A 20,715-nucleotide genomic window follows, 5' to 3' on the forward strand; every position below is an offset into this window, starting at 1 on the left:
GCAGTGAAGCGTTCTCTCATCATCGCCGGCGTGGCCACGTTGCTCCTGAGCGGCTGCGGCGCCGGTCCGGAAGGCGGCTCCGGCCCCGCCACGATCGACTACTGGCTCTGGGACGCCGCCCAGCAACCGCAGTACCAGCAGTGCGCCGACGCCTTCCACAAGGCGAACCCCCAGTACACGGTCAAGATCACCCAGTACGGATGGGACGACTACTGGAACACGCTGACGACCGCGTTCGTCTCCGGCACCGCGCCCGACGTGTTCACCAGCCACCTGTCGCGGTATCCGGACCTCGCCTCCCAGGGCCAGCTGCTGCCCATCACCGACCTGGTGACGCGCGACAAGGTCGACCTGTCGATGTACCAGGACGGCCTGGCGGACCTGTGGGTGACCAAGGACGGCCAGCGGTACGGCCTGCCGAAGGACTTCGACACCGTGGCCGTGATCTACAACACCGAGAAGCTGAAGGAAGCCGGCATCAAGCCGGAGGAGATGTCCGAGCTGACCTGGAACCCGCAGGACGGCGGCACGTACGAGAAGGTCATCGCCCGCCTGACCGTGGACCAGAACGGCAGGCGCGGCGACGAGCCCGGCTTCGACAAGAACCACGTGGCCACCTACGGCCTCGGCCTGAACACCAGCGGGGCGGGCTTCGGGCAGACCGAGTGGAGCATGTACACGATGAGCAACGGCTGGCAGTACGCCGACCAGAACCCGTGGCCCAGCCGGTTCAACTACGCCGACCCCAAGTTCAAGGAGACCATCACGTGGCTAACCTCGCTCATCGACAAGGGCTACGTGCCGAGCATGGACATCATCTCCTCCGGCGTCGGCCAGATCGACACCTACGGGGCGGGCAAGTACGCGATGGTCACCGAGGGCAGCTGGAACACGAAGACCTACTGGGCGCTCAAGGGCGTCAAGTCGGCCCTCGCCCCGACGCCGATCGGTCCCACGGGCAAGCGCGCGAGCCTGTTCAACGGGCTGGCCGACAACATCTCGGCCGGGACGGACAACCCTGACGCGGCCTGGGCGTGGGTGAAGTTCCTCGCCTCGCCGGCCTGCCAGCAGGACATCGTGGCCAAGCAGGCCGTCGTCTTCCCCGCGATCAAGAGCGCCACGGCGGAGGCCGAGAAGGCGTTCGCCGACGCCGGGATCGACGTCAAGCCGTTCACCATGCACGTGAAGGACGGCACCACGCATCTGGCGCCCATCTCCGACCACTGGGCGGACATCACGGCCATCATGACCGAGACGATGGACTCGATCCTGTCGTTCAAGAGCGACGTCAACGCCCTCGACCCGGCCAACACGAAGATCAACGCGCTGTTCGGCTAGGGCCGGTGTCCGGTACGCGCAGGGCGAGCAGGGCGATGTCGTCGTCGGACTCGCCCCGCGCGGCCAGCAACTCGTCGCAGAACTCCTCCATGGGCGCCTTGGCGAGCGTCACGGCCTGAAGGCGGAGCCGGTCCATGCCGCGGCCGATGTCCTCGCCCGGGCGTTCGACGAGCCCGTCGGTGTAGAGCAGCAGCGTGGACCACGGCGGCAGCGGGTCGCGGGCCTCGGGGCGGGGTGTGGTGACGTCCATGCCGAGCAGCACGCCGGAGCTGTCCTCCAGGTAGCGGGCCTCGCCCTCCCGGGTGACCAGCAGCGGCGGCATGTGGCCGGCGCTGGAGTGGTCGAACGCCCACGGCCCGCCGATCGGCGCCCTGATCAGGCCGTACAGGCACGTCGCCACCCGCTGGCCGTAGAGGGCGTCGTTGACCAGGTCGAGCCGGCTGAGGATCTCCCCCGGCGGCTCCTGACGGTCGTAGGCCAGCGCGCGCATCATGTTGCGCAGCTGGCTCATGATGACCGCGGCCGACAGGTCGTGGCCGGCGACGTCGCCGATGACGACGGCCAGGTCGCCCTTCGGCAGCAGGAAGGCGTCGTACCAGTCGCCGCCGACCTCCGCCGCCTCGTGCGCCGGGTTGTAGCGGGCGGCCAGCCCCAGGCGGTCCATCCGCGGCAGGTCGGGCAGGAGGGAGCGCTGCATGCGCTCGGCGATGTGCCGCACCTTGTCGTACAGGCGGGCGTGGTCGAGGGCGAGCGAGACGCCGCGCGCGATCTCCTTGATCAGGTTCTGCTCCGCGGGGGTGAAGGTCTGGGCGGGATCCTCGCGGGCCAGGGTCAGTGCCCCGAGCATCCGCCACCGCACGCGCAGCGGGACGACCATCGCGATCTTCCCGTCCAGCTGCCCGAACAGCTCCAGGCCCGACTCCCGCGCGGGCGGCAGCTCCGTGAGCAGCAGCGCGTCCGAGCCGCGCATGGCCCGCGCCACCGGCCCGGGGGTCTCGTCGGACAACCGCGGCAGCGGCTCGGTGAACCCGCCGTCCGGCACTCTCCCGGGGTCGCGGTGGGCCACGACCTGATGGTAGGGATGCCCGTCACCGCCCAGCGCGTCGATCGCGCACCAGTCGGCCAGCGTGCACGTGAGGATGCTGGACAGCCGCCGCATCCCTTCCGTGAGCGAGGGGGTGCTGTGGATGGCTATGATCGCCTGGCTCAGCACCCGGGCGTGCTGCAGGGCCTCGTCGGCGTCGTGAGCTTCACTCCTGTCGGTCTCCATGCGATCCCCCTCGCGGGTGCCATGCCCCAGGAGAATCCGTTCAGGCCCGCCGGCCGCGGGACGGCCGCACGGCAAAGCGCGGCCAAACGCACGTGGGCCCGCGGTTCAGGCGGTGCACCGGCGCACCGTCGCCGTCCCGGCCCCGCGGTTGACGGAGTTTTGAGCCGTCACCAGGGTTTCACCAGCCGACGGCCCGGGCCAGCGGCGTGCCGGCTCCCGGCGACAACCGCTCGGTCAGCGGGACGGGCATCTGCGCCATGAACCGCGGCTCGGTGCCGAGGTGCTCCTGCGCGGCGTGCACGGTGAACGGGTGCAGCACGTAAGCGTCGCCCGGCCGTCCGGTCGCGAACGCCAGGGGACGCCCCTGGCTGGCGTCGTCCACGAGCGGCCCGGCCTCCATCGGGTCGATCGCCTTCTCGTCCAGCACACCGGCCACGTCGCGGTGGGACCCGACGCGCACCCGGGTCGGCGCGTCGTCGGGGCCGACGTCGGAGAAGATGATCAGCAGCAGGAACGTGCCGGGACGGCCGCTCACTCCCCAGCTTCCGTCGGGCCGCTCGGTGTTGGCGTCGATGTGCCAGCCGCGGTCTTCGGCCGGCGGCACCCGGGGGAACCGGACCGGGATGTTCCCCGCGGCGCCGCGCGGGATCCACCGGCTCGGCCCGGCGATCGCGTCCAGCGCCGCGCGCAGCCGGGGACTCCTCATGAACTCCCCGAACGGGCCCTCGCCGGTCAGGTCGGCGGTCCACACCACCGGCTGCGTCCACCTGGAGGGGTCGTCGGGCGACAGGCCGATCCGCTGCCACAGCAGCGCCCTCGCGGCGTCGCCGACCTCGCGCGGCACCACCCCTTCGACCTTGGCGAACCCGTCCGTGACAAACTGATCGACATCGACAACGTTCATGCCTGGCACGCTACCAACGCCGTCTACCGGTTTTCCGCGTGGCGAAGCCCCGTGAGGAACTCGTCGGCCAGGCGGATCTGGTGCTCGGGCGGGAACCGTTCCGGATCGAAGAGCGCCTGCACGACCAGGCCGTGCGTGAACGACAGCACGGTCTGCGCGAGCCGTACCGGATCGGCTTCGGGGGGCAACTCGCCGAGGCGCCGCGCGTCGCAGATCGCGGCGCGCAGCGTCTCGCGGATGCGCTCGTAGCGGGCGGTCTGCGCGGCGAAGAGCGCGGGGTCGGAGAGCGCGAGGTCCCACGAGCCGACCCAGATGCGGCTCATGGCCGTGCTGTCCGGGGTCAGCGGGAGGATGTCGAGCACGCGGGCGCGCAGCGCGGGCAGGCCCGGGGCGGGCGTCGTCCGGCGCGGGCGCTCGCGCGTGCGGGTCTCCAGGATGTCGAGCGCGTGGGCGACGAGCTCCCGCTTGCCGGCGAAGTAGTGGGTGACCAGGCCGGTGGAGGCTCCCATGGCCGCGGCGACCGCCCGCAGCGTGAGCCCGCCGAAGCCGTGCTCGGCGAGGACCCGCCACACGGCCTCGGAGACGTCGTGGCGGCGGGCGTCGTGGTCGGTGCGGGCTGGGCTCATGAAGTGCTAGCTTACATACCGAACGTTTGTTATGTACTTCTTCCGGAGGCTTCCGATGTTCGCTCTTCCCCTCACCCCCGGCGCCGAGCTGCGGCCGCTGGAGCCGTGGCAGGCCGAGGAGTTCCTCGCGCATCTCGACCGGGCGCGCGAGCACATCTCGCCGTGGGTGTCGTCCTCGTTCGTCGCCTCCGACCTCGACGGAGCCCGCGCGGTGCTCCAGGGTTACGCGGACCGCCGGGCGCGCGACGCCGGCGGCATCTGGGGCATCTGGCTGGAGGGCACACTCTGCGGCGGCGTGATGCTCCGGTCGTTCGACGCCGGGCTGGGCGTCTGCGAGGTGGGCTGCTGGCTGGAGCCCGCCGCCGAGGGGCGCGGGCTCATCACGGGCGCGGTCGGCCGGATCGTCGACTGGGCGGTGCGGACGCGCGGCATCCAGCGCGTCGAGTGGCAGGCGGTCGCCGGCAACGTCCGCAGCCTCAACGTCGCACGGCGCCTCGGCATGAGCCGCGAGGGCGTGCTGCGCCAGGTCTACCCGCGCGGCGGCGGCCGCGTCGACGTGGAGGTCTGGTCGCTGCTGGCCGACGAGTGGCGCGGCTGAATCTGATTGGCTTGAGTCTCCAGTAAGGGGAGACGCGAAGGTGGGGTCATGGACGCGGACACGCTCTACTCGATCGGCGACCTGGCCCGGCGCACCGGGCTGACGGTCAAGACCATCCGGTTCTACTCCGACGAGGGGATCGTGCCGCCGGCCGACCGCAGCCCGGCCGGTTACCGCCGTTACGGCCCCGACGCCGCCGCCCGTCTCGACCTCGTGCGCACGCTGCGCGACCTGGGGCTCGACCTGGCCACGATCCGCAGGGTCGTGAACCGGGAAGTTCCCCTCGCCCAGGTCGCCGCCGCGCACGCGGAGGCGCTGCGGGCGCAGATCCGCACGTTGCGGCGGCGGCAGGCGGTGCTGACGGCGGTGGCCCGGCGCGGGTCCACCCCTGAGGAGATGGAATTGATGCACGAACTCGCCGGCCTGTCAGAGGACGAACGCCACCGCCTGATCGCCGACTTCCTCGACGCCGCCTTCACCCCTGACGGCCCGTTCGCGGCGGTCAGGGGCTCGATGACCCCGCACCTGCCGGACGATCCCGAGCCCGAGCAGGTCGAGGCGTGGATGGAGCTGGCCGAGCTGGCCCGCGACCCGGAATTCCGCGCGGTGATGCGGCGCATGACCGGCCTGCACGCGGCCGACCACGCCGGGGGCGGCCTCCCGCGCCCCGACGCCGCGGCGCTCGTGCGCGACGCGGTCCGGCCGGCGCTGGAGGCGGGCGTGGACCCGTCCGCGCCCGAGGCCGCCGCCGTCGTCGCGCAGGTCTGCTCCCGGTACGCCGGAGCGGACCTGCGCGCCCGGCTGGAGGCGGCCTGCGACGCCCGCAGGGACCGTTACATGGAGCTGCTCGCGACCGTCAACGGCTGGCCGCGGCCGGAGCCCCTGACGCCGGCGCTCACCTGGTTCGCCGAAGCGCTCCGCGATCAGGCCGTGTCGCAGTAGGGCCCCAGCGGCGTCCCGTTCGTGTGGAACGTCAGGCACAGCACGTCACCCGGCGCCGGCGGCGGGTACGGCTCGTACCAGCCCCGCACGTATCCCGGCTGGGGGAACGCGGTCAGGCTGCCCGTGACCGGGACGCCGTTGACCGTGGCCGTCACGGAGAGCGTCGCGGGCGGCGGCCTGAGGGTGAAGACGTACGAGCCGCCGTCGAGCTCCCCGCACACCGGGGTCTCGGGGCCGCAGTACGGCGCCTCGGCCCGCGCGGGAGAGGCCGCCACCAGCAGGACGAGAGGCGTCAGCAAGGCCAGCGCGATCCGGCCGGCGGTCATGGCGTGCCCCTCTCGTCGATCTACGAGCAGACGGTAACCCGGAGATCCACTCCCGTCCAGGGGTGTCAGGGTGCGTAGCGATGGCCGCCGTGGCGGGCCAGCGCCGCGCGGAGGCGAGCGGGCATCGCGGCGCGCGCCGGGTCCGCCACGGACAGCCGGGCCACGACGTGGCCGCCGTGCCCGGCGCGCAGGTCGTGGCGGGCGGGCTCGTCCTCGTCCGTGAACGTGACGACGACGCGATGGGCGCCGCCGCCGGGCTCGGCGACCAGGCGGACGCGTTCGACGCGGAACCACGGGATGACGACCGACCGGTCGCGGCGGCGGATCCACCGCTGGTCGGTGAGGGTGAGCCCGCCGGCGTCCACGGTGAGCAGGTCGTGCCCGTCGGAGCCGGAGTGGACGAAGGCGGCGCCCAGGCCGAGCACCCAGAACCACCACAAGTTCGCGGACAGGTGGCGGGTGAACTCCCACGCTCTGGCCGGGTCGCGGCTGATGCACAGCTCCACCAGGCCGGCGATCCCGAACAGGGCGGCGATCTGCAGCGCGCCCACGCCCACGTCGGTGACCCGTCCGGCGGCGCGCATGGCGGGCGTGGTGATCGGGAAGCTGTGCTTCGTGGCGCGGTCGCCGTCGTCCACGGCGACCGCCGTCCGGGACCGCTCCGTGCGGCCCTCGGGGGTCATGGTGAAGGAACGGCGGCCGGCGCCTGAGCGCGGCATCGCCTGTCCGGTGAGCGAGTCCAGCAGGTCCGGCAGCGCGGGGCGGCGTCCCGGGTTCTCGGCGAGGCAGGCGGCGACCAGGCCGGCGAGGTCGTCGCGCAGCCCCGACAGGTCAGGCTCGTCGTGGCGGACGGCCTCTTCGCCGAACGGGCTGCGGCCGGTGGCGGCGAACGCCAGCACCGCGCCCAGGGAGAACACGTCGCCCGGCGGCCCGGCGTCGTGACCGCGCACCTGCTCGGGAGGCGCGAACGTGCCCGGTACGCGGCGCACGCCGTCCAGCGCCCGGGCGATGCAGAAGTCGGTGAGCCGCGGCCCGTCGGCGGCCAGGAGCACGTTGCCGGGCTTGAGGTCGCGGTGCACCAAGCGGCGGGCGTGGATCGCGGCGAGCCCCTCGGCGAGCCCCGCCCCCAGGACGAAGATCGCGTCAGCGGGCAACGGCCCGTGCGCCCGCACGGCCTCCTCCAGGGAAGGGCCGGGGACGTACGCGGTCGCCAGCCACGGCCGGCCGGCTGAGGTGTCGGCGTCGAGCACGCGTGCGGTGAAGGGGCCGCCCACCCGGCGCGCGAGCCCGACCTCCTCGGCGAAGCGGCGGCGGAAGCCCGCGTCGCCTGCCAGCTCGGGAAGGACCACCTTGACCGCGACCGGCGGGCCGCCGCCCGAGCGCCCCAGGAACACCCGCCCCAGACCGCCGTCGCCCAGCCGCCCCCGCAGCGTGTACGGCCCCACCTGGCGGGGGTCGCCCGGCCGCAGAGGATCGATCACCCTTGCCAAGGACCCACCCGAAAACCGCTTGACGGACCTTCGCCATCATGCCAGCCCGCCAGCCAGAAGCGAAAACCGGCAGATCCCGCGCGGTCTCACTCAGGGCGCAGCCACCGTGCCAACGGCGTGGCGGCGATGCGGGCATGGCCCTCGTCGGGTACGAGCGTGCGCTCGCCCAGCTCGCCGCCGAAGTACGGCGCGTGCGGGTCCGTGATCACCGTGCGCGGGTCGCCCCACGCGGCCAGGGCCGTCCGCGCCACCTCGTCCAGCGGGAACACCTCGGGCCCCGCCACCTCCACGATGCCCCGCAGCGGCGGCCCGGTGACGATGTCGGCGAGCACGGCGACGACGTCGGCGGCGGCGACGGGCTGGACGAGCGCGGGCGGCAGGAGGATCGTGCCGCCCGCGGCGGCCGAGTCGGCGATGGCCCGGATGAACTCGAAGAACTGCGTCGCCCGCACGATCGAGTACGCGATCCCGGACTCCTCGATCAGCCTCTCCTGCGCGACCTTGGCGCGGTAGTGGCCGGAGGCCGGCAGCCGGTCGACCCCGACGATCGACAGCGCGACGTGATGCCACACGCCCGCGTTCCGCTCGGCGGCGAGGACGTTGCGGGTCGCGGTGGTGAAGAACTCCATCGCCGCCCCGGCCTCGAAGGACCGCCCTTTCGCCACGTCGGCCACGGCGTCGGCGCTCGCCAGCGCCGCGGCCAGGCCCTTGCCGGTGACCGCGTCCACCCCCGACGAGGGAGAGGCCGGGACCACGTCGTGCCCCCTCCCGCGCAGCGCGTCCACGAGTCCGGCCCCGATGAGGCCGGTGCCGCCGATCACCACGATCTTCATGGACGGAGGGCAGCCTTGAGCACGTCGACGGCCTGGGCGATGGCGGCGGAGGCCGCGCGGGTCCGCCGGACGGGGTTGAGCATCATGAAGTCGTGCAGGATGCCGTTGTAACGCACGCTCGTCGTCGGCACGCCCGCCTCGGTCAGCCGGCGCGCGTACGCCTCGCCCTCGTCGCGCAGCACGTCGTTCTCGTCCACGATCACCAGCGCGGGCGGCAGCCCGGCCAGGTCCTCCAGGCTCGCGCGCAGCGGTGAGGCGGTGATCTCGGCCCGCGCGCGATGGTCGGGGGCGTACGCGTCCCAGAACCACGCCATGGCCTTGGCCGTCAGGAACGGGCCGTCGGCGAACTCGCGGTAGCTGCCGGTGTCCTGGGCGGCGTCGGTGACCGGGTAGTACAGCGACTGCTGCACGAACGTCACGTCGCCCCGCCGCTTGGCGAGGATGGCCAGCGCGGCGGTCATGTTGCCGCCGACCGAGTCGCCGGCCACCGCCATCCGCCGCGCGTCCAGCCCTTCCTCCGTCCCGCTGCTGGTGATCCACTGCGCGGTGGCGTACGCCTGCTCGACGGCGACCGGGTAGCGGGCCTCGGGCGAGCGGTCGTACTCGACGAAGGCGACCGCGGCGTTCACCCCGGTGGCCAGCTCGCGGACGAGCCGGTCGTGGGTGCCCGCGTTGCCCAGGATCCAGCCGCCTCCGTGGACGTACAGGATGACCGGCAGCGCACCGGACGACCCGGCCGGCTTGACGATCCGCACCCGCACCTCCCCGGCCTCGGCCGGGACGGTGATCCACTTCTCGTCCACGTCGGGCATGTCGATCGGGGCGGACTGGATGTCGTCCAGCACCTCGCGGGCGCGTTCGGGCCCGAGCTCGTAGAGGAAGGGCGGTTTCGAGGTCGCGTCCGCGATCTCCTGGGCGGCCGGCTCCAGAACGTGCCTGCTCATGGCGGGCTCCTCACCATCGACGCGCTCACCAGAACCCACGTAACCCCCTGCCCCACGACCAGGGCAACAGCCGCCCAGAAGATCGTTCCCCACGCTTTGCCCGGGAACGAGGAGATCCCCGTGGGCCGGTCAGGCCGGCTGGGGGAAGCGTTCGGGGTTGGGGAGCTGGATCCAGCCCGGGTACTCCGGGGGGAGGGCACTGGCCTGGTCGAGGTCGGCGAGGTCCTGGGCGGTGAGTTCCAGGTCGACGGCGGCGAGAGAGTCCTCGAGCTGCTCCGGGCGCTTGGCGCCGACGATGGCGCTGGTCACCCCGGGCTGCGCGAGCACCCAGGCGAGCGCGACCCGCGCCACCGGCGCCTCGTGGCGGGCCGCGACCTCGCGCAGGACGTCGATGACGTCGTACGCGCGCTCCATGTCGACCGGCGGCCACGCGAGCGTGGCGCGACGGGCGCCGCTGTCGGTCGTGCCCTCGCGGCCGAACTTGCCCGTCAGCAGGCCGGCCACGAGCGGGGCCCACACCAGCAGGCCGATCCGCTGGTCGGCGACGAGCGGCACGATCTCCCGCTCGATGTCGCGCGCCGCGAGCGAGTAGTGCGACTGCAGGGAGCTGAAGCGGGCCCAGCCGCGCCGCTCGGAGACGCCCAGCGCCTTCATGGTCTGCCACGCGGTCAGGTTGGAGGCGCCGACGTAGCGGATCTTCCCCTGGCGTACGGCGTCGTCCAGGGCGGCCAGCGACTCCTCGAACGGGGTGAGGGGGTCGAGGTTGTGGATCTGGTACAGGTCGATGTGGTCGGTACGGAGCCGGCGCAGGCTGTCCTCCAGCGAGCGCATGACGTGCAGGCGGGACTGGCCGACGTCGTTCGGTCCGGGCCCTGAGCGCGCGGTCGTCTTGGTGGCCAGCACGACCTCGCGCCGCCGCGTCCCCAGCACCTGGCCGAGCAGGTCCTCCGACTCGCCGCCCGCGTACACGTCGGCGGTGTCGATGAGGTTGACGCCGTTGTCCAGCGCCATGCCCACCATGCGGTCGGTGTCCTTCGGCCCCAGGGCGCCGACGGCGTCCCAGACGGGCGATCCGCTGCCGCCGAAGTTCATCGCGCCGAGCGAGACACGAAGACCCCCGTTGTCCCCAATGCCGCATATTTCATCATTTATCCCCTTCTGTAGGGTCTCGTCCGGCACGCTACAAGTTGCACAATGGACACTCCATGCGGAAAAGTCCGATTTACCTGCGAGATCGTCCGGAGCCGCCGTGGACCCGCTCTCCGATGTCCTGACCCTGCTCAACCTGCGTGCCGCGTTCTCCTCGCGTTTCGAGGCCGGCGGGGAGTGGGCGCTGCGCTTCCCGGCGTACCAGCATGTCAAGATCGGGGTGCTGCTGTCGGGGTCCTGCCTGCTGACGCCCGACGGCGGCACGGCGCTGCGGCTGTCGGAGGGCGACTGCTACCTGCTGGTGGGCGGCCGGCCGTACGAGGTGGCCAGCGGGCCCGGCCTCGAACCGCGCGACGGCCAGGCCGTCTACCGCTCCGCCCCCAGCCGCAGGAACATCCGGTACGGCGACGAGACGGGCGAGCGCACGGTCATCGTCGGCGGCAGCATCAGCCTGGAGGACACGACGGCGACGCTGCTGCTCGACTGCCTGCCCCCCGCCGCTCACATCCCTGCGGGCAGCGACCATGCCAGGACGCTGCGGCCGGTGCTGGCGATGCTGGCCGAGGAGACGGCCACCGAGCCGCTCGGATCGGTGGTGATGATCGACCACCTGACCCAGATCCTCTTCGTCCAGGCCCTGCGCGCCCACCTGGCCGGCCCGGAGCAGATGGAGGGCTGGCTGGGCGCCCTGCACGACCCGCAGATCGGCGCCGCGCTCGCCATGATGCACCGGCGGGCCACCCATCCGTGGACGGTCGCCGCCCTCGCCGCCGAGGTGGGCATGTCGCGCTCCGGCTTCGCGCGGCGCTTCAAGGAGCTCGTGGGCGTGCCGCCGCTGACGTACCTGCTGCACTGGCGCATCCGGTCGGCGGCCCGCGCGCTGCGCAGCGACGGCCGCACGGTCGCCGCCACGGCCGCCGCATGGGGGTACGCCTCGGAGAGCGCGTTCAGCAACGCCTTCAAACGGGTCACCGGCCAGCCACCGGCCCGCTACCGCAGCGCTCCCCCGCCCACCCCCCAGCCGCCGGACGCCGCGGCCGGCGAGCGACCGTGAGAGGTCCGAAGCGGCGGCCGGGCTGTGTGTGCCGCCCGGCGCGGTGACGTCATCGCGCTCGGGCCCTCCTTGCGGACCCGGCCCGGTTCGCGCCCGGAGGACGTGATCGTCGTTTCCCGCGGCCGGCAGCGGGCAGGCGCCCAGGATGGATGACGAGGTCACGGTGACGCCGTGTGAGGACGGGCCGCTGCTGGTCAGAGGGGCGTTCGAGCTGGTGACTCAGGACGGTGAGCGCATCGAGCGGGGGCGTTCGACGGTGGCGCTGTGCCGGTGCGGGGGCTCGTCCACCAAGCCGTTCTGCGACGGCTCCCACAAGGCGCTCGGCTTCCGCGCCCCCAGCCAGGCCGACCCGCCGCCCTGACGGCGGATCCGGCGTACGGAGTTCGCGGCGCGGCGCAGGCGGCGGCCCGCGTACGGCACGCCGCCCCGCAGCGCGGCGCCCACCGCGAGCCAGCCGCACACACCCCGCTCCAGCACCCAGACCGGCGCGAACAGCGCCGTGTCCCACGGGAACACCCGCCGGCCCCCGGCCCTGCGCCGCCCCGCCTCGGCCAGCCCGACCGCCAGCACCGCGCCCACGCCCAGCGGCGCGTACGCACGCCGCAGCAGGCACGCGGCCACGGCGGGCAGCACCGACAGCGAGAACGCCAGCCGGGCCGGCTGCGCGAGGTCGTCGTAGGCCTGCCGCACCCGCTGCGACCAGAACCGCGACGCGTCCGGGGGCAGGCGGCGCACGTAGAGCCCGGGCGGACGGGCCTCGACGCCGCCGTGCGCGCGGACCGTGCGGATCAGCTCCAGGTTCTCGAACAGCACGTCGCCGTCGTAGCCGCCCATCCGCTCGAAGAAGGGACGCCGGATGCCGAACGTCCCCGGGTAGTCGGCGCCGAGTGCGCGGTTGAGCAGCGTGCGGGCGGTGTCCCAGCGGGCGTGCCAGGGCAGCGGGCTGAAGTGGTTCTGCGGCCTGACCAGGTCGGCGCGGCAGAGCAGCCGGTCGACGGCCGCGAGCGAGGCGGCGTCGTAGCGGACGTCGTCGTCGGCGATCACCACGTGCTCGGCGCGGGCCAGCCGCAGCCCCGTCGTCACCCCGGTCACCTTGCCGTTGGCGAAGCGCAGGTCGCGCGCGGGGCGCACGTGGGTGACGAGGCCGCGCCACCGCCGCGCGTGCCGGGCGAAGAGCGCGGCGTCGCTGCCGTCCACCACGATGACCCGGGCCCGGCGGGACAGCCATCGCAGGTACGCGGTCAGCTCGTCCAGGTCGGCGTCGTCGTCCCAGCGCAGCGGCAGTACGTAGTCGATCCGGGTCATGACGCGGCGGCGAGCGGTGCCTCCTCCAGCGAGGTCCGGCCCTGCCGCCAGCGGGACATGACGTGGTGGGCCCAGCGGCGTTCGACCTCCAGCGCGCAGGCGGCGCCGTAGAGGACGTCGCCGGTCAGCGACGGCTCCTGGGCGGCCAGGCGGGCGCACAGGTCGTGCGCCGCGATCTGCTCGTGCACGGCGTCGGCCTGCACGTGCTCGTCGAAGAAACGGGTGACGTCCGGTCCGTGGCCGAGGCGCCGCAGGCCGGCGCCGTAGCGGCGGTTGGGCGCGGACGAGGTCATCTCCAGAGCGGCGAGATGGCCGGCCAGGGCGCCGCGCCGGGCCCGGTGCAGCCCGAACAGCGACATGACGTTGGAGACGGCCAGCGTGACGCCGGGAACCCGATCGAGGTAGGCGCCGTAGGAGCCGTCCAGGCCGAGGCCGGTCATGGTGGCGCGGAACAGCTCGGCGTGCATGCGCTCGGCGCGGCCGCCGCCGTACTCGTCGGCCTGGATCTCGACCAGGGCCGCCTTGGGTCCGCCGTCCAGGCGCGGGATGGCCCAGGTGTGCGGGTCGGCCTCCTTGAGGTGGTAGATCGACCGGTGCACGACGAACTCGCGGAACTGTTCCAGGTCGGCCGCGCGCTGGAGGTGCTGTGAGAGGGGCGCCTCCCGCTCGGCCTCGGCGACGAGCCCGGCCAGCGCGGACCGTACGCGTTCCGGCGGCACGACCGGGGGCCGGGGCACGGCGCGGGCGAGCGCGCCCCCGAAGCAGCGTTCGAGGTCGAGGCGGACGGCCAGCAGCGCCGGCTGCCACTCCCAGCCGTCGTCCACGTCGTCGAAACCGCGGTAGTGCAGCTCGTAGCAGGCGAAGAGGGCGAGCTGGAGGTCGCCGTCGTCCAGCGCCCGCGCGGGCGGGGGCGTGACGAGCGGCGGCTCCAGGTCGCCCGGCGGGCCGGCGAGCCGGTCGAACAGGGCGGCCGTGATGGGACCGCGGGGAGCGGGCAGCCGCATCAGGCACCTCCAGTGAGACGGTAGACGGAGACGTGGGTGCGACTGTCGTCGGTGAACGGCGTGCCGGCCCAGTCGGACCAGCGGTGCTCGCGTTCCATCCCGGCCAGCCGGGCCATCAGGTCGAGCTCGGCGGGCCAGGCGTAGCGGTGGTTGGCCGGCAGCAGCCGCAGCCCCTCACCGGTCATCCGGACCTTGGTGGTGTACATCAGCTGCTCGGCCGGCGACAGGCGGGCGGCCTCGGCCAGGACCACGTCCTCCGACACCGACAGCAGACGCAGGCTGGAGCCGTCGCGGAAGCCGGCCAGGTCGGGCACCCACGCCTCGATCACGAACCTGCCGCCGGGCTCCAGGTGCGCGGCCGCGTTGCGGAAGCAGCTCACCTGGGCGTCCTGCGACGGCAGGGCGAAGATCGTGTTGGTGGTGAGAACGACCAGGCTGAACCGCCCGTCGACCCGGGTGGTGGCGAAGTCGCCGATGGTCACGGGGATGCCGTCTCCCCCGGACTTCCCCCGCAGGATCTCCACCATGTCGGGCGAGCCGTCGATCCCCGCCACGGTCAGCCCGCGGCTCACCAGCGGCAGCGCCAGCCGTCCCGTTCCGATGCCGAACTCCAGCACCGGCCCTCCGCCTGCCAGCTCGCAGAGCCGCTCCACCGCCGCCTGTGTCGGCAGGTCGCGCACCGTCGCGTCATAGATGTCGGCGATGCTCCTGCCGTAGGCGGCGACGTTGAACGACGTCACCGCGCACCCCCTTCCCAGGTTCGCCGGACACTGCCCCTGGGACGGATGTCCAAACCGGCCCGTCCGTCAGGGGCGTGCGAACCCCGTCCGGTTCCTTCAGCTGCTGGTCGGCGGGGTTATCGGTGCCGGTTCGAACCGTACGGGAGTGGCGGCCTCGACGCGGGCGTGCGCTCCGTGCGCCCGGTGGTCCGCGGGCTCCCCGTGTGTCCCGTGAGCGAGATGCCGGGCCACGCGCCGGCCGGGATGCGCGCGCGGGATCGCGACGCGGTGAACCCGGTGGGCGGGCCGTCGGTGTTGTCCGTGGGCGGCCGCCGGTCTGGAGTCCGGGGGGCCTTCCCCGGACTGCTCCTGAGGACCGGACGAGCGTGGCGGCGGGGGCAGCAGCGTCTCCTCCAGCAGCTGCATCAACATCAGGCCGATCAACGCCAAGAGCGGGATGGCCAAGGCCACGGCGAGGATGGGTGTTCACCTCCTGAGTTCGGCGCGCCGCGGATGCGAGCCGGCGGGGGTCGGCCCGGGGCTCCATCGCGAGCGCACGCGACGGGTCGGCATCGTGTTCAGGTACGCCGTCCGCTGCCCCATTCGTGCCCATTCGAACGAAATCTCATTGATTGTCCGATTGGGCAGAGTCATGATCTTCCACCTTCGTCGCGGCGGGAGCGGCCGCCGCCGGTTCGGGGATTCGCGGTCGGTGAGCCCTCCATCGTGGGAGCTACCTGCGCCCCTACCGCTGACAACCGCCCCTAAACCGGCCAGATCAGCCCATCAGCGGCAGGCTGTGCCGCAGGCCGGTGATGTTCAGCAGCCGGGTCATCCGCGGGCCCGGCCCCCGGAACCAGAGCGTGACGCCCTGGGTGCGCGCGCGGCGATGGGCGGCGACGAGCAGCCCGAGCCCGCAGGCGTCGCAGAAGGTCACCCGTGAAAGGTCGACGACGACCACGCGGTCGCCGGCGCACAGCGCTGCCGTCAGCCGCCGGCGTACGGCGTCGGCGGTGCAGAGGTCGATCTCACCCGACAGGGCGACGACCGTCGGGGACGATCCGGGCGGCATGGGACGCCTGGCTGTCATGGGGTTCCCCCTGATGGGTACGGGCAGCGAGCGTCGGAGACGGGCTCGATGGCAGGGAGCGGGCCGTCCCGCCTGACCTGCTCGGCCCCCGTCCGGCTCCGGTGGGGCGGCTCCGGTTCGCCGGGCGATGTCGAACGGCGACGTCCGGAGATTCCCTCAGCAATAGGAGGCTACCGGCGCCGACGACAATTGCCCGATAAATCGCCATACACCGCACCGAATCCATTCGGTTGTTTGACCTGGTCGCGCCAGGATGCCGCAGCTGCCGGGCCATCCGAGAGCCCTTGACGTGCGACCGGCCGTGACACGTCCCCGGACGAGCCACCCGAGAGCCTCGCCGGCCGCCATCCCGGCGCGCGCCGCCGATGCGGCGCCGCCGCGGCGCGGCGCGCACGACCTCCGGGACCGTACACATGACATTTTTTTGGGCAAAACCCGGACAACGGGAATAAAATCCCGGGAGGCTTATGCCGGGGCGCCCGCCCACGACCGACTGCGACATGCAGGTGCGGGCGAGATTTGCTTCGCGCCCCGCGCTTGTGGTAACGTCGGGGACGTTGCAGATGTGGTACCCAGCAAAAGACTTTGGCGCACCTGAGCAACTCGGGTGCGCTTTTTCTTTTTCCGGTCATCTCCGGGTGGGCTCATGCGGCGACAAGGGGTTTCGCAAGGTGCGTCACCCGTCTCAGCACCTATCTGAGGAGATCAAGATGGCTACCGGAACCGTGAAGTGGTTCAACTCCGAAAAGGGCTTCGGCTTCATCGCGCAGGACAACGGCGGCGCTGACGTCTTCGCGCACTACTCCAACATCGTCTCCAACGGCGGTTACCGTGAGCTCTTCGAGGGCCAGAAGGTGGCCTTCGACGTGGTCCAGGGCCAGAAGGGCCCGCAGGCGGAGAACATCGTCCCCGCCTGACACGGCACACGCCACGCGCCGGGGCCCGCACCTTTCACCAGGTGCGGGCCCCGGCCGCGTTTCCCGCCCTTTCCCGGAATTCCCGTTGACCGGCAAAAGTCCGGCATCCGCTACTAAAGCGTTTATATAGCGATATACGTCGAGATTTCGCCTTTCCTCGCGGCCCCCGCCGCCCTCACGGCTCTCCGCCGAACGGCGACCCCCGCCCGGTCGCGTCCCGGCGGGCGTGGTTGAATCGGCACGCCCGACCCCGGAGGAGGAAAGCATGCCGGTCGACCGCGAGCGCAGCGTGGTGTTCGGAAGCGTGGCCACGGAGTACGACTCCGCCCGCCCCGGCTATCCCGACCGGCTCGTCACCGACGTGCTCGCCTACGCGCCCCCCGGCCCCGCGCTGGAGGTGGGCGCCGGCACCGGCAAGGCCACGGTGAGCTTCGCCGCCCACGGCGCCGACCTCACCTGCGTCGAGCCCGACCCCCGCATGGCCGCCGTGCTGACTGCCAAGTGCCCGGACGCCCGGGTCGAGATCGGGATCTTCGAGCATTACGTGCCCGACCGGCGCTTCGCCCTGCTCTACTCCGCCCAGGCCTGGCACTGGGTCGACCCCGACCGCCGCTGGGACCTCGCCCACGCGGTCCTGGCCCCGTCGGGCGCGGTCGCGGTCTTCTGGAACCAGTACGTCGTCACCGACCCCGCCCTGCGGGCCGAGCTCGCCGCCGTCGACCGGCGCTACGAGGTGACGACGTCCAGCCTGCACCGCAGCACCGAGGTCCGCGCCCATCAGGCCGAGCACGAGCTGGCCGGCGACCCGCGCTGGACCGACCTGGAGGAGCGCCACTACGAGCATCCCGGCCGCTACGACGCCGGCCGTTACCTCGACCTGGTCCGGTCGATCTCGGCGTACCGGATGCTCGACGCCGGCGTCCGTGAGGCGCTGCTGGGCGAGATCGCCGCGCTCATCGGCGACGGCGTGGACATGACGTTCACCACCGACCTGACGCTGGGCCGCCGGGCGGGCTGAACACCGGTTCAGTAGCTGGGCGGGGTGATCGTGACGAGGAAGCCGGCCGGCTCCTCGCCCGGGTTGCGGTAGAGGTGCGGCAGCGAGGAGTCGAAGTAGCAGCTGTCGCCCGCCTCCAGCAGGTGATCCGTGCCCGACACCGCCACCACGAGCCGGCCCCGCAGCACGAGCACGCACTCCTCCGACGGGTGCGACCAGGGCTCGGCGGCCGAGGACCCGCCCGGCAGCAGGCAGCCCTCCAGCACCTCCAGCCGCCCGTGGCCGGGTGACACGCGGGTGTAGGAGATGCCGCCGGCCGGCGACCTGACGCGCATCCGCCCCTCCCGCCTGACCACGGCGACCGCGGCGGCGGCCGGCTCCTGGAAGAGGCTGAACAGCGGCAGGTCCAGCACCTTCGCGATCTTCCTGAGCGTCTCCAGGCTCGGGTCGGCGAGGTCGCGCTCGACCTGGCTGATCAGCCCGCTCGACACACCGGCCGCGGCGGCGAGCTGGGCGAGGGTCAGCCCGCGCTCGGTACGCAGCTCACGGATCCTGGCGCCAATCACCCGCCGATCCTAGTTCACCCTCCGATGGGCAGCTTCGTGAGGATCAATGCCATTAAAGACATATTGACCTGGTTAAACGACCGCGGATAGGGTGCCCGAAATGTCAGAGATGCTGAACGCCACTCAGTTCCGGGCCGAGTTCCCCTCCCTGGCCGACGCCGTCCACCTCGCGAGCTGCAGCCAGGGCGCGCTGTCGTCGCGGCTGGCGTACGCGCTGCAGGAGATCGGGCATTCGCTGCGGGAGCAGGGCGCGCCGTGGGGGCGGTGGATGGCCGAGGTGGGCCGGGCCAAGGAGCGGTTCGCCCGGCTCATCGGCGCGCGGCCGGACGAGGTGGCCGTGCTGTCGTGCGCGTCGGAGGCCGCCTACCAGGCCGCCTCGTCGCTCGACTGGTCGCGCCGTCCGGGCGTCGTCACCACCGACCTGGAGTTCCCGTCGATCGCGCACGTGTGGCTGGCCCAGGGCAGGCGTGGCGCGAAGGTCACGGTGGCGGCCGACACCGGCGAGAACGTCGCGGCGGAGGCGTACGATGCCGTCATCGACGAGAGCGTCAACCTGGTGTCCGTGCCGCTGCACACCTACCGCAACGGCGCCCGCCTCCCGGTCGAGGACGTCGCGCGCATCGCGCACGCGCGGGGCGCGCGGGTGTTCGTGGACGCCTACCAGGGCGCCGGCGTCGTCCCGATCGACGTCGACCGGCTGGGCTGCGACTACCTGGTGGCCGGGTCGCTGAAATACCTGCTCGGCCTGCCCGGCATCGCGTTCCTGTACGTGCGCGGCGGCCTGGAGCGGCAGCGCGACCCCGAGCTGACCGGCTGGTTCGGCCGCACGGACCCGTTCGCGTTCGATCCCCGGCTGCTCGACTTCCCCGCCGACGCGAGGCGCTTCGAGACCGGCACGCCGCCCGTCCCGTCGGCGTACGCGGCCAACGCGGGGCTGGACCTGATCGAGCGGGTGGACCTGCACGACGTGCGGGCGCACGTGTCGGCGCTGGTCGACGAGCTGGCCGAGCGGCTGACGGCCGACGGCGAGCGGGTGGCGAGCCCGGCGGGGGCGCGCGGCCCGCAGGTGGCGATCTTCGACGCCGACCCGGACCGGCTGGCGGCGCGGCTGGCCGAGCGCCGTATCTGGACGGCGCCGCGGGGCGACCTGCTGCGGCTGTCCTTCCACTACTACAACGACCGCTCCGACGTGGACGCGGTCGTCGACGCCATCCGCGCCTGCCGTAAGGCGTGATCATCCCCCCCGAGAGGTCACCAGTGGACATCGACACCACCTCCGGCCTGCATCGCAGGCTGACCAGCCGGCAGCTCACCATGATCGGGCTGGGCGGCGCGATCGGCACCGGGCTCTTCCTCGGCTCCAGCCTGGCGATCTCGCAGGCGGGCCCGGCGACCATCCTCGCCTACGTCATCTGCGCGGGCGTCGCCCTGGTGATCGGCTGGTCGCTGGCCGAGATGGTGGTCGTCCACCCGGAGGCGGGGGCGTTCGGGGCGATCGCCCACCGGTACCTGGGGCCGTGGGCCGGGTTCGTGGTGCGCTGGACGTACTGGACGATCCAGGTCATCGCGATCGGCGGCGAGGTGATCGCGGCGGGGATCTACGTGCAGTTCTGGTGGCCCGCGCTGCCGCTGTGGCTGCCCGTCGTGGTCTTCTCCGCGGTCGTGCTGGCGGTGAACGCGGTCGCGGTCAAGCTGTTCGGCGAGGTCGAGTACTGGTTCGCGATGATCAAGGTGGTGGCGATCGTCGTGTTCATCCTGCTCGGCGTGCTGCTCATCACCGTCGGCCTGCCCGGCGCCGAGTCCACCGGCACCGCCAACCTCACCGCGCACGACGGCTTCCTGCCGAACGGCGTGAACGGGCTGTTCCTGGCCATGGTGTTCGTGCTGTTCAGCTACATCGGCACCGAGGCCGTCTCGGTGACCGCCGCCGAGTCGGAGAACCCGGTGCGCGACATCCCGCGGGCGGCCCGCCGCATGGTCACCCGGCTTGCGCTGTTCTACGTGCTGGCCATCTCGGTCGTGCTCACCGTGGTGCCGTGGACGACCACCGCGCAGGGCGGCGAGGTGACCGAGAGTCCGTTCGTGAGCGTGTTCTCGGCGGCCGGCATCCCGGCGGCGGCGACCGTGATGAACTTCGTCGTGCTGACCGCCGCCCTGTCCAGCGCCAACACGAACCTCTACCTGACCACCAGGATGCTGCACTCGCTGGCCGCCAACCGGTACGCCCCCGCCTGGACCGGCCGGCTCAGCGCCTCAGGCGTGCCGCGTAACGCGCTCGCGCTGTCGGCGCTCGGGCTGGCGCTGGCCGCGGGCGTCTCGGCGGCCAGCGAGAGCGGGGCGTACCTGGCGCTGTTCGGGGTGTCGGTGTTCGGGGCGCTGGTGGTGTGGTTCCTGATCCTGCTCACCCACCATGCCTTCCGGCGTACCCGCGCGGCGCAGGGACTGCCGGCGTCGCCGGTGCGGCTGTGGGGCGCGCCGGTGACGTCGTCCGTGGTGATGGTCTTCCTGGCGGCCGTGCTGGTCTCGACGCTGTTCATCGATTCGCTGCGGCCGGCGTGGTGGGCGGGCGTGCCGTTCTTCGTGATCGTCAGCGTGGCTTACGTCGTCGCGTCGCGCCGCGCGGCCGCCAGAGCCTGATCGCGC

21 protein-coding genes and 1 pseudogene are annotated in these 20,715 nt (G+C 72.7%); 9 read left to right on the top strand and 13 right to left on the bottom strand.

Features of this window, described 5'->3' with window-relative positions; all coding sequences use genetic code 11:
- Positions 1–3: 3 nt before the first annotated feature.
- Positions 4–1,338: an ABC transporter substrate-binding protein gene (locus ACIBP6_RS08695; RefSeq protein WP_397050173.1), complete on the top strand. Its 1,335-nt coding sequence runs from the start codon at positions 4–6 to the stop codon at positions 1,336–1,338.
- Here the strand turns inward: ACIBP6_RS08695 and ACIBP6_RS08700 are convergent.
- From ACIBP6_RS08700 to ACIBP6_RS08710, 3 genes are all read right to left on the bottom strand, one after another.
- Positions 1,319–2,608, bottom strand: coding sequence for a PP2C family protein-serine/threonine phosphatase (locus tag ACIBP6_RS08700; RefSeq protein WP_397050175.1), 1,290 nt, complete (start codon positions 2,606–2,608; stop codon positions 1,319–1,321). The two genes, ACIBP6_RS08695 and ACIBP6_RS08700, sit on opposite strands and share 20 nt — an antisense overlap.
- 178 nt (positions 2,609–2,786) lie before the next feature.
- Positions 2,787–3,512: a phytanoyl-CoA dioxygenase family protein gene (locus tag ACIBP6_RS08705; protein ID WP_397050177.1), complete on the bottom strand. Its 726-nt coding sequence runs from the start codon at positions 3,510–3,512 to the stop codon at positions 2,787–2,789.
- Positions 3,513–3,535: 23 nt separating this feature from the next.
- Positions 3,536–4,138: a TetR/AcrR family transcriptional regulator gene (locus ACIBP6_RS08710; protein ID WP_397050179.1), complete on the bottom strand. Its 603-nt coding sequence runs from the start codon at positions 4,136–4,138 to the stop codon at positions 3,536–3,538.
- A gap of 55 nt (positions 4,139–4,193) precedes the next feature.
- Between ACIBP6_RS08710 and ACIBP6_RS08715 the strand changes: the two genes are divergently transcribed.
- Both ACIBP6_RS08715 and ACIBP6_RS08720 read left to right on the top strand, forming a co-directional pair.
- The gene (locus ACIBP6_RS08715) at positions 4,194–4,736 is read left to right on the top strand and encodes a GNAT family N-acetyltransferase (protein WP_397050181.1); all 543 of its coding nucleotides are present in this window, start codon (positions 4,194–4,196) and stop codon (positions 4,734–4,736) included.
- Between the two features lie 48 nt (positions 4,737–4,784).
- Positions 4,785–5,678: a MerR family transcriptional regulator gene (locus tag ACIBP6_RS08720; protein WP_397050183.1), complete on the top strand. Its 894-nt coding sequence runs from the start codon at positions 4,785–4,787 to the stop codon at positions 5,676–5,678.
- Here ACIBP6_RS08720 and ACIBP6_RS08725 read toward each other — a convergent pair.
- The 5 genes from ACIBP6_RS08725 to ACIBP6_RS08745 form a co-directional block, all read right to left on the bottom strand.
- Positions 5,660–6,004, bottom strand: a complete 345-nt coding sequence (locus tag ACIBP6_RS08725) for a hypothetical protein (RefSeq protein ID WP_397050185.1) — start codon at positions 6,002–6,004, stop codon at positions 5,660–5,662. The two genes, ACIBP6_RS08720 and ACIBP6_RS08725, sit on opposite strands and share 19 nt — an antisense overlap.
- 65 nt (positions 6,005–6,069) lie before the next feature.
- Complete coding sequence (locus ACIBP6_RS08730; protein WP_397051489.1) at positions 6,070–7,485, bottom strand: serine/threonine-protein kinase; 1,416 nt, start codon at positions 7,483–7,485, stop codon at positions 6,070–6,072.
- 95 nt (positions 7,486–7,580) lie between these two features.
- On the bottom strand, positions 7,581–8,327 hold the full coding sequence (locus ACIBP6_RS08735; protein ID WP_397050186.1) for an SDR family oxidoreductase: 747 nt from the start codon (positions 8,325–8,327) through the stop codon (positions 7,581–7,583).
- A complete protein-coding gene (locus tag ACIBP6_RS08740; RefSeq protein WP_397050188.1) occupies positions 8,324–9,271 on the bottom strand; it encodes an alpha/beta hydrolase in 948 nt (315 codons plus the stop codon). Before ACIBP6_RS08740 ends, ACIBP6_RS08735 begins: the two co-directional genes overlap by 4 nt.
- Positions 9,272–9,400: 129 nt before the next feature.
- On the bottom strand, positions 9,401–10,363 hold the full coding sequence (locus ACIBP6_RS08745) for an aldo/keto reductase (RefSeq protein WP_397050190.1): 963 nt from the start codon (positions 10,361–10,363) through the stop codon (positions 9,401–9,403).
- A 157-nt stretch (positions 10,364–10,520) separates the two neighbouring features.
- On the opposite strand from ACIBP6_RS08745, the gene ACIBP6_RS08750 reads away from it, so the two are divergent.
- Together ACIBP6_RS08750 and ACIBP6_RS08755 are read left to right on the top strand one after the other, a co-directional pair.
- Positions 10,521–11,474 carry an AraC family transcriptional regulator gene (locus tag ACIBP6_RS08750; RefSeq protein ID WP_397050192.1) on the top strand — a complete coding sequence of 318 codons (954 nt, stop codon included), beginning with the start codon at positions 10,521–10,523 and terminating at the stop codon, positions 11,472–11,474.
- Between the two features lie 145 nt (positions 11,475–11,619).
- Positions 11,620–11,730: pseudogene (locus ACIBP6_RS08755) on the top strand (hypothetical protein); the annotation flags it as partial.
- Here ACIBP6_RS08755 and ACIBP6_RS08760 read toward each other — a convergent pair.
- The 4 genes from ACIBP6_RS08760 to ACIBP6_RS08775 form a co-directional block, all read right to left on the bottom strand.
- A complete protein-coding gene (locus ACIBP6_RS08760) occupies positions 11,694–12,779 on the bottom strand; it encodes a glycosyltransferase (protein WP_397050194.1) in 1,086 nt (361 codons plus the stop codon). The pseudogene ACIBP6_RS08755 and the gene ACIBP6_RS08760 sit on opposite strands and share 37 nt — an antisense overlap.
- Entirely contained in the window at positions 12,776–13,783 is a 1,008-nt protein-coding gene (locus ACIBP6_RS08765) for an iron-containing redox enzyme family protein (protein WP_397050196.1), read from the bottom strand. Before ACIBP6_RS08765 ends, ACIBP6_RS08760 begins: the two co-directional genes overlap by 4 nt.
- A complete protein-coding gene (locus ACIBP6_RS08770; protein WP_397050198.1) occupies positions 13,783–14,523 on the bottom strand; it encodes a class I SAM-dependent DNA methyltransferase in 741 nt (246 codons plus the stop codon). The genes ACIBP6_RS08765 and ACIBP6_RS08770 overlap by 1 nt, the downstream gene beginning before the upstream one ends.
- Before the next feature lie 757 nt (positions 14,524–15,280).
- Positions 15,281–15,592, bottom strand: a complete 312-nt coding sequence (locus ACIBP6_RS08775; protein WP_397050199.1) for an STAS domain-containing protein — start codon at positions 15,590–15,592, stop codon at positions 15,281–15,283.
- Positions 15,593–16,302: 710 nt separating this feature from the next.
- On the opposite strand from ACIBP6_RS08775, the gene ACIBP6_RS08780 reads away from it, so the two are divergent.
- Entirely contained in the window at positions 16,303–16,509 is a 207-nt protein-coding gene (locus ACIBP6_RS08780) for a cold-shock protein (RefSeq protein ID WP_090764044.1), read from the top strand.
- A 265-nt stretch (positions 16,510–16,774) separates the two neighbouring features.
- Entirely contained in the window at positions 16,775–17,527 is a 753-nt protein-coding gene (locus tag ACIBP6_RS08785) for a methyltransferase domain-containing protein (protein ID WP_397050201.1), read from the top strand.
- Between the two features lie 8 nt (positions 17,528–17,535).
- On the opposite strand, the gene ACIBP6_RS08790 is transcribed toward ACIBP6_RS08785, so the two are convergent.
- Entirely contained in the window at positions 17,536–18,072 is a 537-nt protein-coding gene (locus ACIBP6_RS08790) for a helix-turn-helix domain-containing protein (protein WP_397050203.1), read from the bottom strand.
- A gap of 100 nt (positions 18,073–18,172) precedes the next feature.
- Between ACIBP6_RS08790 and ACIBP6_RS08795 the strand changes: the two genes are divergently transcribed.
- Together ACIBP6_RS08795 and ACIBP6_RS08800 are read left to right on the top strand one after the other, a co-directional pair.
- Positions 18,173–19,306: an aminotransferase class V-fold PLP-dependent enzyme gene (locus ACIBP6_RS08795; RefSeq protein ID WP_397050204.1), complete on the top strand. Its 1,134-nt coding sequence runs from the start codon at positions 18,173–18,175 to the stop codon at positions 19,304–19,306.
- A 23-nt stretch (positions 19,307–19,329) separates the two neighbouring features.
- Positions 19,330–20,709 (top strand): amino acid permease, encoded by a 1,380-nt coding sequence (locus ACIBP6_RS08800; RefSeq protein WP_223190176.1) that lies wholly within the window; start codon positions 19,330–19,332, stop codon positions 20,707–20,709.
- The last annotated feature ends 6 nt before the right edge of the window (positions 20,710–20,715 follow it).

This window comes from Nonomuraea terrae (assembly GCF_044465245.1).
Taxonomy (GTDB): Bacteria; Actinomycetota; Actinomycetes; order Streptosporangiales; family Streptosporangiaceae; genus Nonomuraea; species Nonomuraea terrae.